This is a genomic window from Flavobacterium eburneipallidum, from assembly GCF_027111355.2.
Classification (GTDB): Bacteria; Bacteroidota; Bacteroidia; order Flavobacteriales; family Flavobacteriaceae; genus Flavobacterium; species Flavobacterium eburneipallidum.
Genome location: NZ_CP114291.2, coordinates 2,590,654 through 2,609,994, shown reverse-complemented (window position 1 = coordinate 2,609,994; position 19,341 = coordinate 2,590,654). Strand labels below are relative to the sequence as shown.

20 protein-coding genes are annotated in these 19,341 nt (G+C 33.7%); 10 read left to right on the top strand and 10 right to left on the bottom strand.

What is annotated here, in order from left to right; genetic code table 11:
* Positions 1-23: 23 nt before the first annotated feature.
* Both OZP15_RS11035 and OZP15_RS11030 read right to left on the bottom strand, forming a co-directional pair.
* A complete protein-coding gene (locus OZP15_RS11035; protein ID WP_281336114.1) occupies positions 24-1,271 on the bottom strand; it encodes a voltage-gated chloride channel family protein in 1,248 nt (415 codons plus the stop codon).
* A gap of 156 nt (positions 1,272-1,427) precedes the next feature.
* Positions 1,428-1,814, bottom strand: a complete 387-nt coding sequence (locus tag OZP15_RS11030; RefSeq protein WP_269225491.1) for a RidA family protein — start codon at positions 1,812-1,814, stop codon at positions 1,428-1,430.
* A gap of 236 nt (positions 1,815-2,050) precedes the next feature.
* On the opposite strand from OZP15_RS11030, the gene OZP15_RS11025 reads away from it, so the two are divergent.
* Both OZP15_RS11025 and OZP15_RS11020 read left to right on the top strand, forming a co-directional pair.
* Complete coding sequence (locus tag OZP15_RS11025; protein ID WP_281336113.1) at positions 2,051-2,647, top strand: hypothetical protein; 597 nt, start codon at positions 2,051-2,053, stop codon at positions 2,645-2,647.
* 278 nt (positions 2,648-2,925) lie between these two features.
* On the top strand, positions 2,926-3,657 hold the full coding sequence (locus OZP15_RS11020; RefSeq protein ID WP_281336112.1) for a hypothetical protein: 732 nt from the start codon (positions 2,926-2,928) through the stop codon (positions 3,655-3,657).
* Positions 3,658-3,665: 8 nt separating this feature from the next.
* Here OZP15_RS11020 and OZP15_RS11015 read toward each other — a convergent pair whose 3' ends face one another.
* Positions 3,666-5,138, bottom strand: a complete 1,473-nt coding sequence (locus OZP15_RS11015) for an FAD-dependent oxidoreductase (RefSeq protein WP_281336111.1) — start codon at positions 5,136-5,138, stop codon at positions 3,666-3,668.
* Positions 5,139-5,315: 177 nt separating this feature from the next.
* Between OZP15_RS11015 and OZP15_RS11010 the strand changes: the two genes are divergently transcribed.
* The 4 genes from OZP15_RS11010 to OZP15_RS10995 all read left to right on the top strand — a co-directional run bounded on the left by OZP15_RS11010 (position 5,316) and on the right by OZP15_RS10995 (position 8,288).
* Entirely contained in the window at positions 5,316-5,987 is a 672-nt protein-coding gene (locus OZP15_RS11010) for a hypothetical protein (protein WP_281336110.1), read from the top strand.
* Between the two features lie 210 nt (positions 5,988-6,197).
* Positions 6,198-6,473: a hypothetical protein gene (locus tag OZP15_RS11005; protein WP_281336109.1), complete on the top strand. Its 276-nt coding sequence runs from the start codon at positions 6,198-6,200 to the stop codon at positions 6,471-6,473.
* 1 nt (position 6,474) lies between these two features.
* Positions 6,475-7,218, top strand: a complete 744-nt coding sequence (locus OZP15_RS11000; protein WP_281336108.1) for an ATPase — start codon at positions 6,475-6,477, stop codon at positions 7,216-7,218.
* Between the two features lie 155 nt (positions 7,219-7,373).
* Positions 7,374-8,288, top strand: a complete 915-nt coding sequence (locus OZP15_RS10995) for a hypothetical protein (protein ID WP_281336107.1) — start codon at positions 7,374-7,376, stop codon at positions 8,286-8,288.
* A gap of 160 nt (positions 8,289-8,448) precedes the next feature.
* Here the strand turns inward: OZP15_RS10995 and OZP15_RS10990 are convergent, their stop codons facing one another.
* Positions 8,449-8,976 (bottom strand): hypothetical protein, encoded by a 528-nt coding sequence (locus OZP15_RS10990; RefSeq protein WP_269225481.1) that lies wholly within the window; start codon positions 8,974-8,976, stop codon positions 8,449-8,451.
* 184 nt (positions 8,977-9,160) lie between these two features.
* Here OZP15_RS10990 and guaA point away from each other — a divergent pair, with 184 nt between their 5' ends.
* From guaA to OZP15_RS10970, 4 genes are all read left to right on the top strand, one after another.
* On the top strand, positions 9,161-10,690 hold the full coding sequence (gene guaA / locus OZP15_RS10985; RefSeq protein WP_281336106.1) for a glutamine-hydrolyzing GMP synthase: 1,530 nt from the start codon (positions 9,161-9,163) through the stop codon (positions 10,688-10,690).
* 382 nt (positions 10,691-11,072) lie between these two features.
* Positions 11,073-12,965 carry a LysM peptidoglycan-binding domain-containing protein gene (locus OZP15_RS10980; protein ID WP_281336105.1) on the top strand — a complete coding sequence of 631 codons (1,893 nt, stop codon included), beginning with the start codon at positions 11,073-11,075 and terminating at the stop codon, positions 12,963-12,965.
* A gap of 33 nt (positions 12,966-12,998) precedes the next feature.
* Positions 12,999-13,400, top strand: coding sequence for an OsmC family protein (locus OZP15_RS10975; RefSeq protein ID WP_269225478.1), 402 nt, complete (start codon positions 12,999-13,001; stop codon positions 13,398-13,400).
* A gap of 85 nt (positions 13,401-13,485) precedes the next feature.
* On the top strand, positions 13,486-13,716 hold the full coding sequence (locus OZP15_RS10970) for a DUF3820 family protein (protein ID WP_269225477.1): 231 nt from the start codon (positions 13,486-13,488) through the stop codon (positions 13,714-13,716).
* Between the two features lie 109 nt (positions 13,717-13,825).
* On the opposite strand, the gene OZP15_RS10965 is transcribed toward OZP15_RS10970, so the two are convergent.
* From OZP15_RS10965 to OZP15_RS10940, 6 genes are all read right to left on the bottom strand, one after another.
* Positions 13,826-14,116, bottom strand: coding sequence for a cytochrome c family protein (locus OZP15_RS10965; protein ID WP_269225476.1), 291 nt, complete (start codon positions 14,114-14,116; stop codon positions 13,826-13,828).
* Between the two features lie 113 nt (positions 14,117-14,229).
* On the bottom strand, positions 14,230-15,162 hold the full coding sequence (locus OZP15_RS10960; protein WP_281336104.1) for a peptidylprolyl isomerase: 933 nt from the start codon (positions 15,160-15,162) through the stop codon (positions 14,230-14,232).
* 84 nt (positions 15,163-15,246) lie between these two features.
* A complete protein-coding gene (locus OZP15_RS10955; RefSeq protein WP_269225475.1) occupies positions 15,247-15,606 on the bottom strand; it encodes a cupin domain-containing protein in 360 nt (119 codons plus the stop codon).
* 26 nt (positions 15,607-15,632) lie between these two features.
* A complete protein-coding gene (locus OZP15_RS10950) occupies positions 15,633-16,472 on the bottom strand; it encodes a DUF4249 family protein (RefSeq protein WP_281336103.1) in 840 nt (279 codons plus the stop codon).
* 3 nt (positions 16,473-16,475) lie between these two features.
* On the bottom strand, positions 16,476-18,851 hold the full coding sequence (locus OZP15_RS10945) for a TonB-dependent receptor (RefSeq protein WP_281336102.1): 2,376 nt from the start codon (positions 18,849-18,851) through the stop codon (positions 16,476-16,478).
* A gap of 110 nt (positions 18,852-18,961) precedes the next feature.
* A complete protein-coding gene (locus tag OZP15_RS10940) occupies positions 18,962-19,336 on the bottom strand; it encodes an iron chaperone (protein ID WP_269225473.1) in 375 nt (124 codons plus the stop codon).
* Positions 19,337-19,341 lie beyond the last annotated feature (5 nt).

Sequence of the window (19,341 nt, the reverse complement as noted above, 5' to 3'; positions counted from 1 at the left end):
CTATTTAACAAACATTTATAGCACTATAAATCTCGTAGATTATTTCGTTTAAAGCGTTGATACAAATCATGTTTTGCTCCCATTACAATCTGCGAATGATAAATCCCAACGGAACCCGAAGAAAAATAAGCGATTAAACAAGCCAAGCCAATAAAGATGCCACTTTCAAAGCCAAAAAGTTCCATTCCCATAACCGTGCAAGCAATAGGAGTGTGGGTTGCTCCAGAAAATACAGCTACAAATCCCATTCCCGCTAATAGTGCAATGGGCAAAGGAATAACAAGCGATAAAGCACTTCCGAGTGTAGCACCAACGAAGAAAAGCGGTGTTACTTCGCCTCCTTTAAAACCTGCGCCAAGGGTAAATCCAGTGAATAGTATTTTAAGTAAAAAATCGTAGGAAGCGTTTGGAGTAGAAAAGGATTCCACAATCATAGGAACGCCTAAACCAATGTATTTTGTAGTACCAATAAGATAAATCGCAACCACTAAAACAAGTCCTCCCACAAACGGACGAAGTGGAGGATAAGTGATTGTTTTTGAAAATAACTTCCCCCAAAAATGAGTTGTTCTAGAAAAAAGCATCGCTGCTAAACCAAACAATACCCCAACAATACTAATCCAAGCAAGATTTGTGATTGTAATTTCAGGGATTTTAGGAATTGAATAATGCGTGTGTTTTACTTGCAAAATTTCGACTGTGAAATAAGCAATATAAGCAACAAGAAAGGAAAGTACACTACTTTTTAAACTGATTTTACTGAAATATAAAACTTCCAAAGCAAAGATAGCTCCAGCCAAAGGTGTTCCGAAAACGGAAGCAAATCCTGCGCTAATTCCTAGAATGATTAGTGTTTTTCTATCGGAATTATTGAGTTGAAAAAGTTTTGTAAATTGGTCAGCGATAGCACCACTCATTTGAACCGCTGTACCTTCACGACCAGCTGAACCTCCAAAAAGATGGGTAATTAGAGTACTAATAAGTACCATTGGAGCCATTTTGAACGGAATGATTTTTTGAGGATTTTCGTATTCTTCTAGTAATACATTATTGCCTTTTACAACATCGGTTCCGTAATAATGGTATACTAATCCGATGGAAAGTCCACCCATTGGCAACAGCCAAATAATCCAATTGTGGTGTTCTCTAAATTGAGTAACCCATTCTAATGACACTAAAAAAAATGCCGAAGCACAACCCGAAAAAACGCCTATCAAAACACAAATGAAAAGCCATTTGGCAACGAGAATAAGGTTTTTTTTTAGATTCATTAAATTCAGTACTTTAATTAGATTACTCTTTTTGCTAGAATAAAATAAGATTTATTTGTCATTCCGTAGACTCGAGCGATAGCGAACAGGCGAAGCAAATCTCTTTAATTGCTTTTATTTGTTGAGATTCCTACGGAATGACAAAAATGTAGAAAATTATTCAGCAGCGATTGCAGTGAATTCTATTTCTACTAAATATTCTGGAGCTACTAATTTGCTTACTTCATAAAAACCTGTAGTTGGTTTTACGTCTTTGAAAAAAGTAGCGTGTGCTTTGGCAACTTCTTCAAAAGTAGTAACGTCAGTAGTAAAAATACGAGTACGAATCACATCTTTCATTCCAGCATTCAAATCTTCTAATACTTTTTCGATTCTTTCTAGGATATTTAAAGTTTGTGCATAAGCATCATCTGCTTTTACTTTGTCACCATCCACGATAGCTACCGTTCCTGATACTTCTATGAAATTGCCAACACGTACCGCACGACAGTAACCCATTTTGTCTTCCCAAGGTGATCCAGTCAAGATATTTTCTCTTTTCATTTTAATTGTTTTTGTTTATTATGTTGATTTTTAATGTTTTGAAATCGTATTCGGATTTTCAAGATTTTTCGCAATTTATGAAAAAATAGAGAAATAAAAACGCTGAATTTCATTAAAAATTTCAATGAGGAGAATAGGCTTTGGAATTACTTATTTGCTAAAAAATGTAATAAATGCGGTTAATAAATGTTATGATAGTAATGTTTGGCTTATTTCAATTTTAAATAAATAGTGGTATGAAAAAAATAATTTTTTTTGCAATAGTGATGATGATTTCTTTTAGTGGATTGGCACAAGACGAATTTAATTCCAAATTCAAACCCATTCCTGCTCCAAAAGCTAAAAAAAAGGAAATCATTCCTCCAAAAGAAGTGTCGCCAAAAGTGACACCACCCGATGTGGTTCAGCAACCCGATTCTTTGAAAATCAATCCTGAAGAACTTTTTAAAAATGAAAATTTGTATAAAAAAGAAGCGAATTCAGAAGGGGTTTTTTATAGACAGAATCAATTTTTGGGCAGTTTCAAAACCAAAACAATAACTTCAACCATTCGGTATCGGGACGCTGCATTTGTAGATGGCGATAAGATAAAAGTGCATTTGAATGATAAGGTAATTGAACCCGAAGTAAGTTTGGATGGCGAATTTCAAGGTTTTAAAATCACTTTAGTTAAAGGTGTGAATAAGATTGATTTTGAAGCATTGAACGAAGGTTTTGCATCGCCGAATACCGCCCAATTTGAGGTTTATGATGACAAAGGTGCAGTGATTTCGGTAAGCCAATGGAATGTAGGAACTGGTTATAAGGCTACAATTATATTGGTCAAAGAGTAAAGTATTTAAAAAAAAGAACCACAAATTTCACGAATGAACACGAATTCTAATAAAATTCAAAATGAATTGCACAAATTCAATACAGTAACTGAAAATTAGTGAAATTAAAAATGAAATAAAATTGGTGTACATTCGTGAAATTGGTGGCAAAAGCTTTTGTATGAGAGAATATGAACAATCATCAAAGAATTATTTTATACAATTTTTGTGATTCTAGCTAATTGATTTCTATTATTTTTGGGTTTTTAAATATTGAATCATCAGTATAGAAAAGCAATATGAAGCAAATTCTTTTAATTATATTTTTCATTGGCATTGGCTCACAAGCCTTTGGGCAGGCTGAATTTAATATTAAATTCAAGCCTATCAAACCTCAAAAAACTATCGTAAAACCGAAAGAAAAGAAAGATATTCCACCATCAATTAATTTGCCCAAGTTAGATATCCCTAAAATTGTTGCTCCCAATGTGTTCAAGGAAACTAATATTTTTGGTACCAAACCCAAACCAAACAATGCTTTTGAAATAGGCACTCCTGAAAATCATTTTTCGATGATTCAAAAAAATAAATTCGAACACAAATTGGGCGATGTGTATCAATCTAAAATGACCAAGGATATAGAAAAAACAATGATTCAGGAAGGGTTGAAGGAAGATAAAAGTGAATTGGATAGAATTGATAGATACCTTGGTGAATTTCGAACCAAATCCGAATATTTTACTTTCAAATACAGAGATTTTGGACGAATTGATGGAGATTTAATTAGTGTATATTTAAACGGTAAAATATTACGTTCAGAAGTGTATTTAAATTATGAATTTGGTGAATTTAGAATTCCATTAGCACTTGGTTTTAATAACATTGAATTGGTTGTTGCTAGCACCGGAACAGTTGGAGGAAATACAGCAGAAATTCACATTGTAGATGATGTTAATAGACCAATAACTACTGAATATTGGGATAATCTTGCATTAGGTGTTAAAATAAAAATGATTGTTATTAGAGAATAAAGGCAATGTTAATCCTGATTATCTTCTTTTCTTTTTAAAAATCTTCCTCTGGGTTCATCTCCTTCGTAGAGTACAATTTCAGAATGCAAGAACTCGGCTGCGGCTGCAGAATCGATTACTTTTGATGCACTACGAGCTAACATTTCGGATTCAAATTCATTTAAGACTGTTTCTCTAATTCCAAAATTTCTCCATTCAGATGATGGTCGGCAGTCTTTGTAAATGGCTCGTGCCAAGGTTAATGCGTCCAATAATGCTTGATTCGCACCTTGCCCTTTGAAGGGACTCATAGGATGTGCCGCATCACCGATTAAGGTAATTTCTTTTTCTTGGGCTATCAATTCAGAAGTGAGTAATTCTCGGTCATAAACAGGATAACCTGAAATCTGCGTTTCCAAAGTTGCCATTAGAATTTGCGGTATAGGATCGTGCCATTGGGTTCTTCGGCAAGCTTCTTCTTTGAGTGCTTTCGGTCCTTTGGCACTTAAGGCTTTTGCTTCTTCTTCCAGCATGGGAAAACTTAATTGCCACATAATCGAATCTGACGTGTAAGGCATCATATAAATTCGTTCGTTGCCATTGGCGGTTTGAAATACGGTGGCGGAATCGAGTAAAGAACTTTCAACATTTTCTAAAGCAGTCAACGGGCAAATTCCCAATATAACAATGCAACCCAAATAACGCAAAGGACTAACAGCGTCACCAATGAGCAATTGGCGAACCGAACTCCGAATACCATCAGCACCTACGACAAGATCTGCTTTGGCGCGATTAATTTTGCCATTGACTTGAAAACTCAAATCAACAGCACCATTATCTGATTTTTTAAAATCAACTAGTTGGTGTCCCCATTCTATTTTATCCTGACCGCCGAGTTGTTCCAATAATGCTAAACGCAAAGATTGTCTAGCGATATGCACATTGGTTCGTTTTTGAAAGTTTTTGGTATCGGTTTGCAACCATTTTCGAATGCCCCATTCGCCAATTATTTTTCCGTCTGTCGTATGAACAATATGTTTGGTAGAAACCACTCCATCTTTTAAAGTAAAAATCCCAAATCCATCCATCGCTTTACTGGCTTGTTGCAACGTAAGTCCATAGCCTTGAGAGCGGGCTTCGAAATTAGTATCCCGTTCATAAAGTGTAAAAGGAATGCCACGGTGCAAACATGCCACCGCAAGTGCAACACCTCCTATACCACCACCGATAATAGCAACATGAGGATATTTTTCTGTATCTGCGAAAGGAGGATTTTCAGCAGCAATCAATCCAGAACCCGAACAATTCAAACAACTGTGTTGATGACCAACTGGAGGAACAGGTGCTATCCCTTCGCCATTGGTTTTTTCGAATTCCTCAACGGCTGCTTGATAACGAAGTTTCGCTTTGTTGGTGAGCCCTCGACTTTTTTTGCCACGTCCCTGACATTGGGGGCAAACTGTCCAGCTATTCTCTTTATTTACTGCTTTTTTATCTAACATGATTTTTGATTTCCTAATCGCTCGGATTTATAAATCCTGTTTGCAAAGTTAGGGAAGTTATAGGAAGGAAAGGATATAGGGGTGGGATTGTGAGTAGGTTCAGAAAAGATAATTTTGAATTTTTTAGATACATACAAGAATTGTTGGGAGATAATATCAGTTTGATTACTTAAATAGATGTTTGTATTAGTACGAAAAGTTTGTAATAAATTAAAAGTCCATTTGGCGATTAATGAAATAAATATCCTATATTTGAAAATAAATAAACCTGATTTTTATCAGACAAAGCGATCCAATTTTGGGTTGATAAGTCTTATTGAGTCAGACCTATATGCAAGTTGGCGGCAAGCTTTAACACGAAACAATACAATGACCACAAAATCAAGATGTTTTAAAATAGCAGAAGAGAAGTTTAAAGAAATCCAAAATCATTTTCCTGAACTGAAAATGATAATAAATTATGATGATGAACATGTTGACTTATCTATGGATATACCGAAACAAGATGGAGTTGACTTTGAAATTAATTTAAATTTACAAAATGAAGATGAACTTCATCTAGCAACCGCTTACATTTGGTGTCAATTTTTTTCCGCAGATTCCGAAGAGCTAGTAGACAAATTCTACCAAAGTGTGATTGGATTAATCAATGGTGAATATAGAATTTTACAATTTGTAAATGGTGATAAAGTATACAAGACGTTGCTACAAAAGCTAAATGGATTGGATTGGGAAACAATTTATACTGGTTACGAAAGGTGGAGAATGCCGTGGACAAAAGTTGAAAAGAATGTAATTCAAAATAGAACCGAAAGTAAGCTAATTAGAACCTACAAAGCCAGCAGCTAACAACAGCCGTTTCTCGCAATCGCGAATTTTGTTGTAAGTTCACGTTCACGTTTCGCAAGAAATTTTATCTTTAACAGAAAATAATTAGTTCCGAAGTTCGCAACCTCGCAAAGCCACAAAACGTTACAAACTAACGTTAGCAGTAACATTTTGCCCCTTTACAATTAACTCTTCACTTAATTTCATATCTTTGAATTAAAGTTGCATTTTATGAAAAACAAGAGAAAACATATTAAAGTTGGAATCAAGAGAAGAAGTACTTTTTTTTCTTCTAAAGAAGATGCTATATTATTAGACTCTGCAAAAATTGCATCATCAAAAGCGGTTAGAAGTTCAATAGCATTAGGTCTTACAATCAAAGTAATTCGAAATCATCAAATTATTGCAATTAATCCTGATCGGTCAACCAAGGTTTTAAGAAATATTTCGAAACCAACGATTGACATATCTTCTTTGAGAAAAGGAATGATTTTAGAAAGAAAATAATATGTCTGAATCAAGATTAAGAATATTTGCTGGACCAAATGGTTCTGGAAAAAGTACACTTTTTGATTCATTTTCAAAAAAATATAATTCTGGAATTTTTCTTAATGCAGATTTAATAGAAAAAGAATTATCGACTAAAGGATTTATTGATTTAAGTGAATTTAATTTAAACCTTACTCAAAACGATTTAGATAATTTTTTAAAAACAGAAAGAGCAATTTCTCTTATCAAAAAATCTAATGATGATCATCATAAAATAGATTTCTCCCTAAAAGAAAATATTATAGTAGATATTGAAAAAGACACCCACAGTTATGAAGGTGCTCTTATCAGTGCATTTTTAAGGCATTATTTACAAGAACAGAAAATTGATTTTTGTTTTGAAACTGTAATGAGTCACCCTTCTAAAATTGACGAAATAAAGGAAGCAAAACAAAAAGGTTATAAAACTTATTTATACTTCATTTGTATTGATGATCCAGAAGTTAACGTATCTAGAGTTGAAAATAGAGTTGGAAAGGGAGGGCACGATGTTAATCCTGATAAAATTTCTAGTCGTTATTATAACACCTTAAATAATCTAATACAAATGATTGAAAATGTTGATAAATGTTTTTTATTTGATAATTCTAGTGAACAATTTAATCTAATAGCTAAAATAGAAGAAAAACATTTGTCTTTAATAGTTGAACCTACTGAACTACCAAATTGGTTCATTGAATATGTGCTCAAATACTATGTGTAAACACTAAAGTCAATAACTACTACAACGGATTTGGACAATTGACTTAATTTAAAAATAGTTTTGTATTTAAATCATTTCGCAAATCCAAAATAAGCATTAATTTACTACCAAACCCACTTTATTACCAAGACAATAATACTATAATCACAATAAACATGAACAACTCCCCATTTACAAGATACGAAGACAACAATACAATATGGTTGTCTCAAACGAGCGACCAAGAATTTAATTTTACTGATTATGGCATAACACCCACAGTTCTTAACACAGAAGCAGAAGTAGGTCAAGCGATGTTGAATGAACTTTACGACACTGCAAAATTAAAAGAAGGCGATATTAATATTGCGCTTCTTGGTGGGAGAGGTGCTCAAGAATTGCACCGTTTGTTGGGAGAATTGGCTCAATCAACGCAAGAGGATGAGTTATTGGCTCGTTTGAATGTGTTTACTCAAGATGCACTTGCGCCTTTAAGTATGAATAATGGTTTCAGTTTTGTTAGAGATTTTGAGCGTATTTTGGGAGATGCCTTTTTCAAAAAGATAAAAAGCTTTACACCCATGCAAACAGACACCAAAGATTTAGAGTCGGCACTTGTAGCCTATTTGACTAAATTGGAGGAATTAGGTGGTTTGGATATTTTTTTTATTGGTCATGGTCCAGAAGAAAATCAAGCCTCGCATTTGGCTTATATTAAACCTTTTTCTGGAGCGCAGCATCATCATATTGCTGGGATAATCCCCATATCGAGCAGTATTTTGGAGCATCACATCAGTAAGTTTAAAGCAGGTGGAAGCCTAGTGAATGAAGCCGATGAAAAAGAATGTCGATCTGCTGAATCTATTCTCACTTTAGGACCAGCTGCGATTTTACAAGCCAAAAAAATCGTTCAGTCTGTTGTAGATGCCGATTCTGCTCCAGCTAAAATTAAAACCTATGCCAACGTGCTTCAAACTAAATTGAGTTCAAATAAAGAGGAAGCATTACTGCAATTCAATACAAATCCTGGATTATGGATCAGGTTGCATCCCAACACGAAATCTTTTGTGTTGCCTAATTTAGGTTTGTAATAAGATATAACTAGTCACAAGTTATACCCGTTTTAATGATTTTTTGAACAACATTTTGTATCCTATAAAAACATTTAAACCATTAAGTTCATTTAAAAAATGAAGACTTGTATTCTTTTTTTAAATGAACTTAATGGTTAAAAAAAAAGGAAAACAAACCTTAAAAAGGATCAGCAGTAACTCTAAATTTCATATTTGATTTTACAGTAACATCTTGTGATACCGTTTCTTTTAAGGTAACTTTCGTTCTGATTTTGTAACTAACGGCTTTGATATATTGGTCAAGTTTTTCATTGGTACAAATCAAATCGATACTACTTGCTGTTGAATTGATATTATCTTGATGGGCAATTTCAATCTCGTTAGTGTCATTTGTTGAGATATAAATATGAATTGATTTCAAGAACGAAAAATTTTCTCCTTCTGGATTGGTTATACTAATATTTAGCGATTTCAATTTTACATCTTTGACTAAATTAGCCTCTGTTCGGTTATTTTTGAATTCGTTTGAGGAGTTAGTTGTAACATCAGGCATAACAACATCGGTAGGTAAATTGACTAGGGTGTTGCTTTTAATCTGAATGCTAGTTTCATTCGAAATAGTAAAAGATAATAAATCGTCAATGGTGCTGCAAGCGATAAAGAATAAGGCAGCAACAACGGTTAGGGCAAAAATTTTAGATTTCATAAATTGTTTTTTTTTTTTTTTTGATATACGAATAGTAGGATTTCTTGGTTTTATTTTTTCAAAGTTAGCAAGCTTGTTGGTTCTATAACGATACATTAGAACTTTTATGCAAAAAATAAATAAATTTGTAAAAACGAAAATAAAATAATTTTTCAATCCCAATTATATAAAGTATTTTTGTCGCATGCAACACAACGTACTTATTTTAGATTTCGGATCGCAATACACACAGCTTATTGCACGAAGAGTTCGCGAATTAAATATTTTCTGCGAAATTTTTCCTTACAATCATTTTCCGAGTGATTTATCAAGTTATAAAGCGGTAATTCTTGGTGGAAGTCCTTTTTCTGTTAGAGGAGAAGATGCACCACACCCAGATTTATCACAAATTAGAGGAAAACTACCTATGCTTGCCGTTTGTTACGGAGCGCAATATCTAGCCCATTTTAGTGGAGGTGAAGTTGCAGCTTCTAATACAAGAGAATACGGTAGAGCGAATTTGTCTTACATTAAAGAAGACGAAACTTTTTTTGAAGGAGTTTCCGAGAACAGCCAGGTTTGGATGAGCCACAGCGATAGTATCAAAGCTTTGCCAACAAATGGCGTAAAATTAGCCAGTACTCATGATGTAGAATACGCAGCATACAAAATAGACGGCGAAACGACTTATGCGATTCAATACCATCCTGAAGTGTTTCACTCTACAGATGGATCCAAAATGTTGGAGAATTTCTTGGTGAAAATTGCTGAAGTTCCTCAAAATTTCACTCCAAATGCTTTCGTAGAAGAAATCGTATCCGAAATGAAAGAAAAAATCGGAAATGATAAAGTGGTTTTAGGTCTTTCAGGAGGTGTAGATTCAACTGTAGCAGCGGTTTTGTTAAACAAAGCTATTGGTAAAAATCTATATTGTATTTTCGTAAACAACGGATTGCTTCGTAAGAATGAATTCCAATCGGTTTTAGATCAATACGAAGGTATGGGCTTGAACGTAAAAGGAGTCGATGCTTCGCAACGTTTTTACGATGCCTTGGCTGGAGTTACTGATCCAGAATTGAAAAGAAAAGCCATCGGAAATGCTTTTATCGAAGTTTTTGACGATGAATCACATAAAATTGAAGACGTAACTTGGTTAGCCCAAGGAACAATATATCCTGATGTTATCGAATCGGTTTCGGTAAAAGGACCATCGGCAACCATCAAATCACACCATAATGTGGGTGGTTTGCCTGATTATATGAAATTAAAAATTGTGGAACCTTTGCGTATGCTTTTCAAAGATGAAGTGCGAAGAGTAGGAGCAACTTTAGGAATTGATCCTGAATTATTAGGAAGACATCCTTTTCCAGGACCTGGATTGTCTATTCGAATTTTAGGTGATATTACTTTAGAAAAAGTACAAATTTTACAAGATGTTGATAAGGTTTTTATCGACGGATTAAAATCTTGGGGATTGTATGATAAAGTTTGGCAGGCAGGAGCTATTTTGCTTCCTGTAAATAGTGTTGGAGTAATGGGCGATGAGCGTACTTACGAAAAAGTGGTTGCGCTTCGTGCCGTAGAATCTACTGACGGAATGACGGCTGACTGGGTTCATTTGCCTTATGATTTCTTGATGAAAGTATCAAATGATATTATCAATAAAGTAAAAGGAGTTAATAGAGTGGTGTATGACATCAGTTCAAAACCGCCTGCAACCATTGAGTGGGAATAAAAAATAAACAACAATAATGACAAAAATCAATTTCAAGAAGTAATTTAGAAATTGATTTTTGTCGTTTATATTGGCATTGAAATCATTGCTTTCGAATTTAAAAGTTTCCTCCACGAATTACACTAATAAACACGACCCGAGCGATAGCGAATAGGCGAAGCAATTAAAGCTTTTTTTTATTATACAAATTCTTAAAGCAGATAGAATTAGTGCAATTCAATTTTAAAGTTGATTAAAAAATTAGTGATAATTGGTGTAATTCGTGGCTAACTTTTTTTAAAAACGAAAGAACCACGCATTGAAATTGCAATTTGTTTCGGTCATTGCCGTTTATAATTACATTGCCATTGAAATTAATTATTGAAATTAAAATACTAGAATTATGATAAATAGAGTTATTTGCATTTTTGTTTTTATGATTGTTTGTTCTGCATTTGGACAAAATTTTGATAAACACAAAGTTGAAAAAGGAGAAACGATTACCCAAATTGCCCAAAAATACAGTATTACTCCTTATGATATTTATCAATTAAATCCAGATGCACAAAGTGGTTTGAAGGTGGATAGCGTTTTGCTTATTCCTAAAAAAGGAACTACTACAAAAGTAAAAGCAGTTGCCAAAACGCATAAAGTAGAACCCAAAGAAACCTTATTTGGTATTGTAAAACAATACGGAGTATCAGAAGAAGATTTGAAAAAAGCCAATCCCGATTTAGAAAAATTAGGTTTGCAAATTGGGCAAGTGTTGATTATTCCTTCCAATACAGCTCCAAAAAAAGCGACTGTTACTCCAGAGAAAAATATTTTTCATGAAGTTCTTCCTAAAGAGACAAAATATTCCATTGCTAAAAAATATGGAATGACAATAGAAGAATTGGAAAAACTAAATCCCGAAATCATTCCTAACTTGACTATTGGTTATCAATTATTAATTAAAGGAAATAGACCAAAAACGGATAAAGTTACTGTAATTGAAACGCCTAAAGTTGTTGTTCCAAAAACAACTCCAGCAATTAGCTATGTTGATTATGAAGTAAAACCAAAAGAAACTTTGTATAGTTTGTCTAAAATGTCGGGTTTGAGTCAAGACGAATTACTAAAGTTAAATCCAACTTTGGTCAATGGAGTTGAAATAGGAATGCTAGTAAAAGTACCATCAACGGCTTTGATGACGCAGGAAGCTAAAAAAGCATACACTTCTTTGTCTCCAAAAAACAGTTCGAATAATAGAAAAAAACTAGTATTGTTATTGCCTTTCAATATTTCAAAAATCGAAGGTGATACTATCAATTCAACAGCTGCGCGTTTGAAAAAAGACAAGTTTTTGAACATGACTTTGGATTTTTATTCTGGAGCTTTGATGGCAATTGACTCTGCCAAAACACTTGGAATTGCTGTTGATGTAAATATTTTTGATTCGCAAGAAACTAAAAATAGTTCGAATGTCGCTGCTCTTAATTTAGAAAATGCCGATGCTATTGTGGGACCTTTTTATCAAAGTAATGTTGAAAAAACAGCGGAATTATTAAGCAAAAATAATACTCCAGTTATTTCTCCTTTGTCAAAAGATTTAGGAAATGCTTATCCGAATTTGTACCAAACTATTCCAAGCAACGAAACTTTAAAATCGGCTATGTTCGATTATATGAGAGCTAAAGGCGGTAATATGATTGCTGTAGTTGATAAGAAAAAAGAATCGGTAAGACAATATTTAAGAGAGTATCAAAAAGACGTTCAATTTGCACCACTTTTAGAAAACGGAAGTCTTTCTGTAGAAGGTTTGAAAGGATTATTTGTCAAAGATAAAATCAATTATGTGATTTTGGAAACCGCTAACACAGTGATGATAAAGTGGACAATGAACACAATGATAGGAGCCATGAAAATGTATAAAGTACAATTGGTCATTTTAGAACCGAATGAAACTTTGGATACAGATGAAATTAGTTTTGAGCAGTTAACAAAATTACAATTAATGTATCCTTCAGTTATTCGTGAAAACGAATCTCCAGAAGCTTTGATTTTTGAAAAAGAATACAGAAAGAAAAATAAAATTTTACCAAGCAATTTTGCCACTCGTGGTTTTGATGTGACTTTTGATACCATGTTGCGTTTATCACAGGATAAAAGTTACCAAGAAACAGTAGATACTACAGCAACGGAACAAGTAGATAATAAATTTGAATTTTATAAAAGAGAAGGCGGTGGTTATACGAATAAAGGTGTTTATATCCTGCACTACGACACCGATTTGATGGTAAAAGAAGCGAATTAGTAATCAGTATTCATAACTCATAACTCAAAAAAAATGACCTCAAAAGTAACTTATTTAGGAGATTTAAGAACATCGTCTATTCATTTGCAATCTGGAAGTGAAATCATTTCGGATGCACCTATTGATAACAACGGAAAAGGAGAAGCTTTTTCTCCAACTGATACGGTTGCCAATGCCTTGGCAAGTTGTATGTTCACTATTATGGGAATTAAAGCCAGAGATTTGAATGTAGATTTGGCTACATCAACAGCTGCTGTTACAAAAATAATGAAAGCTGAACCAAGGATGATTTCGGCTATAGAAATTGTTTTTGATATGAATGTTACTACCGATGAAAAAAACAAAACTATTCTAGAAAGAGCTGCGATGACTTGTCCAGTTTTCTTAAGTTTGAATCCTGAAATCGAGAAGAGAATTAGTTTTAATTGGAAATAGAAAAAAGAACAGAGAGTAAAGAATAAAGAAAAAAGATTTTTGATAGGTCTATTTTCTCTTCTCTATTTTCTTTTCTCTAAAAAAAATGGAACAAGACCAAAAACAGCTCATCAAACTGGCACACACCAAAATGCCCTTCGGCAAATATGAAGGCTGGCATCTTATTGATTTGCCCGAATATTATGTGGTTTGGTATTCCAATAAAGGATTTCCCAAAGGAGAGTTAGGTCAACAATTACAGCTGGTTTATGAATTAAAACTCAATGGTCTCGAAGAATTAATTCGCAATATACGAAAGCAATATCCAAAACCTTAAAGCAAAAAAGACCGCAAATTAGCAAATTATAATTTTGCCAATTTGCGGTCTTTTTTAGTCATAGCTTTATTGGCAATGAATTTTATTATCAAATTTATAGAAATTACAATTATAATTGTGAATGAATATAATTAGTGATAGAAGCCATTTTTACATCGTCTAAACGAGCTTTTTTCTGCATTCGAACTAAAATGGGTTTCCATTCTTCTTTGCTGTATGCTGTAGGTTCATAGAGTTTGTGGCATTTGACACAGCTAGTTCCATACAAATTTTTTCCTTCAATCAGTTCTGGAGTTAAGACCACTTCTTTGGGTTTTTCAGGTACTGCAGCTGTTTTTTTGCTGGAACAAGAAGCGATAAAAAGCCCTGTTAGTGTTAGTACAATTAGTTTCGTTTTCATATTTTTTTTATTTTGAGTAAACATAAAAAAAATCCCAATATCTTTTACAATATTGGGATCTAAAATGTATTGTATTATTCAGTTCTGCTATCTGCTACTGAATACTGTGTACTTTATTTTACGTCCATTAATTCTACGTCAAAAATCAAAATAGCGTTTGGTGGAATTACTCCTCCAGCACCACTTGGTCCGTATCCTAAATCAGATGGAATTACAAAACGAGCTTTGTCACCTACTTTCAATAAAGCGATTCCTTCGTCCCAGCCTTCGATTACTTGACCAATTCCTAATTTGAATTCGATTGGTTTTTTTCTTGGATAAGATGAATCAAAAACTTTTCCGCTTTCTAATGAACCTTCATAATGTACTGAAACTGTTTTTCCTGCTTCTGCTTTTTTACCTTCACCTCTTTGAATGAATTGGTAACGCAAACCGCTTTCTGTTTTTTCAAACCCTGCAGCTAGTTGTTCCATTTTGGCTTCAGATTCTGCTTTTAAAGCCGCTAATTTTTTCAAACGAGCTCCTTTTAAACTTACAAAAGCTTCGATAGCATTCCAGTTTTTAGCTTCATCACCCACTCTGATAATTTCAAGAGTTTCTAATTTATCGCCTTGAGCTACTGCATCAACCACATCTTGTCCTTCGATAACGTGACCGAAAACAGTATGTTTTCCGTCTAACCAAGAAGTTGGTACATGTGTGATATAAAATTGTGAACCATTAGATCCAGGTCCTGAATTGGCCATAGCCAAAACTCCTGGTCTATCGTGTTTCAAGCTTGGGTGAAATTCATCATCAAATTTGTATCCAGGATCTCCAGTTCCAGTTCCTTGTGGACAACCACCCTGAATCATGAAATCAGGAATTACTCTGTGAAAATTCAAACCATCGTAGAATTTTGTTCCTTGAGGTTTTATTCTGTTTTCCATATTTCCTTCAGCAAGTGCTACAAAGTTACCCACTGTTCCTGGCGTTAAATCGTGTGTTAGTTTAACTAAAACTGAACCTTTTGCGGTGTTGAATTTAGCGTATATTCCGTTTTCCATTTTTTATTGTTTTTTTATAGAGGTGCAAATTTACAAAAATTAATTTGCAAAGTCGAAAGGTTTTAAAAACCTATCCGATTAAATTTAATAGGTCATTTTCTGCATGAAATCTTCTCGAATAGGACTAAAAACATCAATCAACAATCCATCTTCTATGCAAACCACACCATGAATTACATGAGGTGGAATATAGAAGCAATCGCCTTCTTTCATTACTTTGGTCACGCCACCAATGGTTACTTCAAAAGCTCCTTTGGCAACATTGGTTACTTGTGAGTGATAGTGTTCGTGTGGTGTTCCTATTGATCCTTTATCGAAAAGAACATTAACCATCATGATGCTGTCATCATAACCCATGATTTTACGTTTGATACCTTCGCCAACAACTTCCCATTCGAATTCGTTGTCTTTTATAAATTCTTTACTTGCGCCAAAAGTTTGCATAATATAGTGTTGTTTTGTAGCTTGTTTTATTTAATTGTATAACTATCAGAATCAATTTCAGAGAGATGAAAATAACCTAAAGGAAAATCATCAGGATTAGTAGTATTGATTATATTTCCTCGGATGGCAGCTGCCTGTGGGACTGCAAATGGGCCATTTCTATTATCTCCAGCAATACTAATTAGTTTGTTCATATAATTGTTGTATTTCTCGGTTATTCCTTGCACACTATAATCAATAATATCTCCTGTTTTTAAATCTTCGCCTTGGTAAATAGCAAACATCAAATTTCCTTGAAAAAACTCATCAGAAAGCACTCCATATTCAGGAAAAGCTATTTTACCACTTTTGGCTGCAACTAGATAAAAATTAGTTTCGTTTGCATTGTCTTTGAAATAAAATTTGATTTCATAAACGTCTTTACCATCAAAACCAGGTTTTATACTTTGTTCTGTTTTTTCAATTATTGGAGTAGCCATTAATTTAGAAGTGGATGTGTATGTTTGTCCTTTATAGGCAACGGTAAGGGTATAATCATTATTGAGTACTGGAGCGAAATTACTACACACGTATTCGCCAGTTTGTCCATTTTCAATGAATAAATAAGAAATAGGAGTGCTTGAAGTAGTATTGGTTACTGTAACGGTAGCTCCTGTTGCTGCTGGAATTATATCGGTATAAAAATCGGTAGTAGTGGTTAATTTAATTTTTTGAATTCTTCCATTAGAACCTTTTTCCCATTTTATCGATGCATCAATGACTAGTTTTGGATCAGCAGTGTTTAAATCAACATCAACAACTTCTTCGCAACTTGTTGTACTTAATGATGCTATTAATATGGTTATGAATAGTTTTATGTTTTTCATTTTTTAGAATTTAAAATTGTATGAAACAGAAGGCACTGCTCCAAAAATAGATAGTTTTATAGCTTCATTAACGCCAGTTTCAGCATTCTGTCTGAAACTGATGGAGGCTGCGTTTTGTTGGTTATAAATATTATAAATACTAAAAACCCATTCGCTTTGCCATCCTTTCTTTTTTTCAGGTTTTGGAGTGTAGGTTGCCGAAATGTCCAAGTGGTGATACATAGGGAGGCTGTTGCCATTTCTTTCTCCATAGCTTGGTATAACTATTCCTTGGTATATATATTGACCATTAGGGTAGGTTACTGGTTGTCCTGATTGTAGTGTAAAGTTTCCTCCAAAATTCCATTTTTCGCTTAAATTATAATTGGCAGTAACGGCAAGGTTGTGCAATTTATCATAGGCAGAACGATACCAATTGCCGTTATTAATCCCAATTTCGTCAGGAGTTCTGCCAGGAGTTCTTTGTTGTGATTTGGATAAAGTATAAGCAATCCATCCATTGAATTTACCTGTATTTTTTCGTAGTAAAATTTCTAAACCATAGGAACGCATTTCGCCATTTAGTACAACTTGTTCAATGGCTTCGTTAGCAATTAAATCAGCACCATCAATATAATCCATTCGGTTTTTGATGGTTTTATAAAAGCTTTCGACTTCTAAAGTATAGGTTCCTTCTTTAAAATTATTGAAATAACCAAGAGCTACTTGATCTGCAATTTGTGGTTTGATGTAGGTATCACTTGGTGTCCAAACATCGAGTGGAGTAGGTGAAGCAGTGTTTGAAACTAATTGTAAATATTGTGCCATGCGATTGTAGCTGGCTTTTATTGATTGGTTTTTATTTAACTCATAAGCTGCAGACAAGCGCGGTTCCAGATTGTTATAACTTGCAATGGTTTTGTTTTTTTTGTAAAAAGTAGCACTAATTGGAGTTGCTTTTTCGTAGATTTTCAAATCTGAATCGTAATATACTGGCTGATTGTTTTCGTATAAATTAACTGTTGAACTGCCTAATCTATTAAATGTGCTGTATCGTAGTCCGTAATTGATAGCTAATTTGTCGGTTAGAATATGTTCAGCTTCAAAATAGATGGCATTTTCAAAAGCGTATTTTATATCTAATTGTCTAAAATTGATACTCGAATCTTCGTTGTTAGGTTCTATTGTTCCTGGATTGAACTCATAATAGGTAGAATTAAAACCGTAATTTAGTTTTATGGTATTGGATAAATAATGTTTAAAATCGTATTTTAAATTGTAATCTTTTATACCTGAATCCCAGTTGAATCCAATAAAGTCTAAAGTTAACCCATAGTAATAATCACTGTAGATGAGTGATAAATTAGAGAATAATTTGTCACTAAAAAGGTGATTCCATCTCAAGTTTAGTGTAGCATTTCCATAAGTATTAGTAAAACTTTCGCTCAAAGTAAACAAATCTCTCCCAAAATAGCCTGAAAGAAATAAGTTGTTGTTAGGATTGAGTTTGTAATTTAGCTTGGTATTCAAATCATAAAAATAAGCCGAATTATCATTATCAGCTAATTTCAAAAATAAATGAGCATACGAACCACGACCTGCAACCAAGAACGAACCTTTGTCTTTTACAATTGGTCCTTCGGCGAGAAGTCGGCTAGAGATTAAGCCAATTCCTCCATTGACATGAAACTCTTTGCTATTGCCATCTTTTTGATAAATATCTAAAACAGAAGAGGCACGACCCCCAAATTTAGAAGGAATTCCGCCTTTGTACAATTTTAAATCTTTGATAGCATCGGGATTGAATACGGAGAAAAAACCAAAAACGTGCGAGGAATTGAAAATCGTGGCCTCGTCCAAAAGAATTAAATTCTGATCGGCACCACCACCACGAACATTAAATCCGGATTGTCCTTCGCCAGCATTGGTTACTCCTGGAAGAAATAAAATAGATTTGATGACATCCACTTCGCCCATTACCACAGGCATTTTTTTGATTGCTGCAATAGAAAGTTTATTCACGCTCATTTCGGGTTTACGAATGTTAGCAGTTGTTTTTTCAGAATTGATAACTACTTCTTTTAGTTCTTGACCCGATTCAGTGAGTGAAAAATTTCTTTTGGTGTTTTGATTTAGCGAAATTTTTTCTGAAACAGTTGCAAAACCAACGTAACTGATTACGATTTCGTATTCTCCTTTAGGTAAAGTCAAGGAGTAAAAACCATATTCGTTGGTGGTTGTAAATAGTTTAGTGTCTTTAGCACCAATATTTACTCCGATTAGTGTTTCGTTGCTTCTGGTATCAGAAATAGTTCCATTCAGGGTAAATTTTTCTTGTGAAAATGAGGAAAAAGTTACTAAAAAAAACAGGCTTAAGGCTATAATTTTTTTTGAAATCATTTTTTAGTTTTTGAAATACAAAATTCGTTAAGTTGTGGTCTATTTGTAAATCAACGAGCGTTAAAGTTTCATAAACAAACGTTAAAGTTTTAAAATGCTAAATTAGGTATTCAAATGGACTTCTTTTGCAAATTTTCATCAATTCTAAATTTTACAATTCTAGCAATTAAATCCAAAGGCAATGGTTGTGATAACGGAAATTGAACCGAACCTTTCCCTTGTTTGTAAACGGATAATTCTTTTTCGAATTCCGAATGACCAGTTGGTGTGGCATAAAAACCAATGTGTTTTTTATAAGCCGCAAAATACACTAGCATTCCGTGGTATTTGAAGGCTGGCATTTTATAACTAATGACTTCTTCGGCTTCGGGAGCAGCTTTCTGTATGGTTTGACGCATTTGTTCCAAAAGAATTTGAACTTCTGGAGTTTGAATGGAAATGTATTCGTCGATGTTTTGAAAGTTGGTTTCCATATTTATTTTCATTTTTT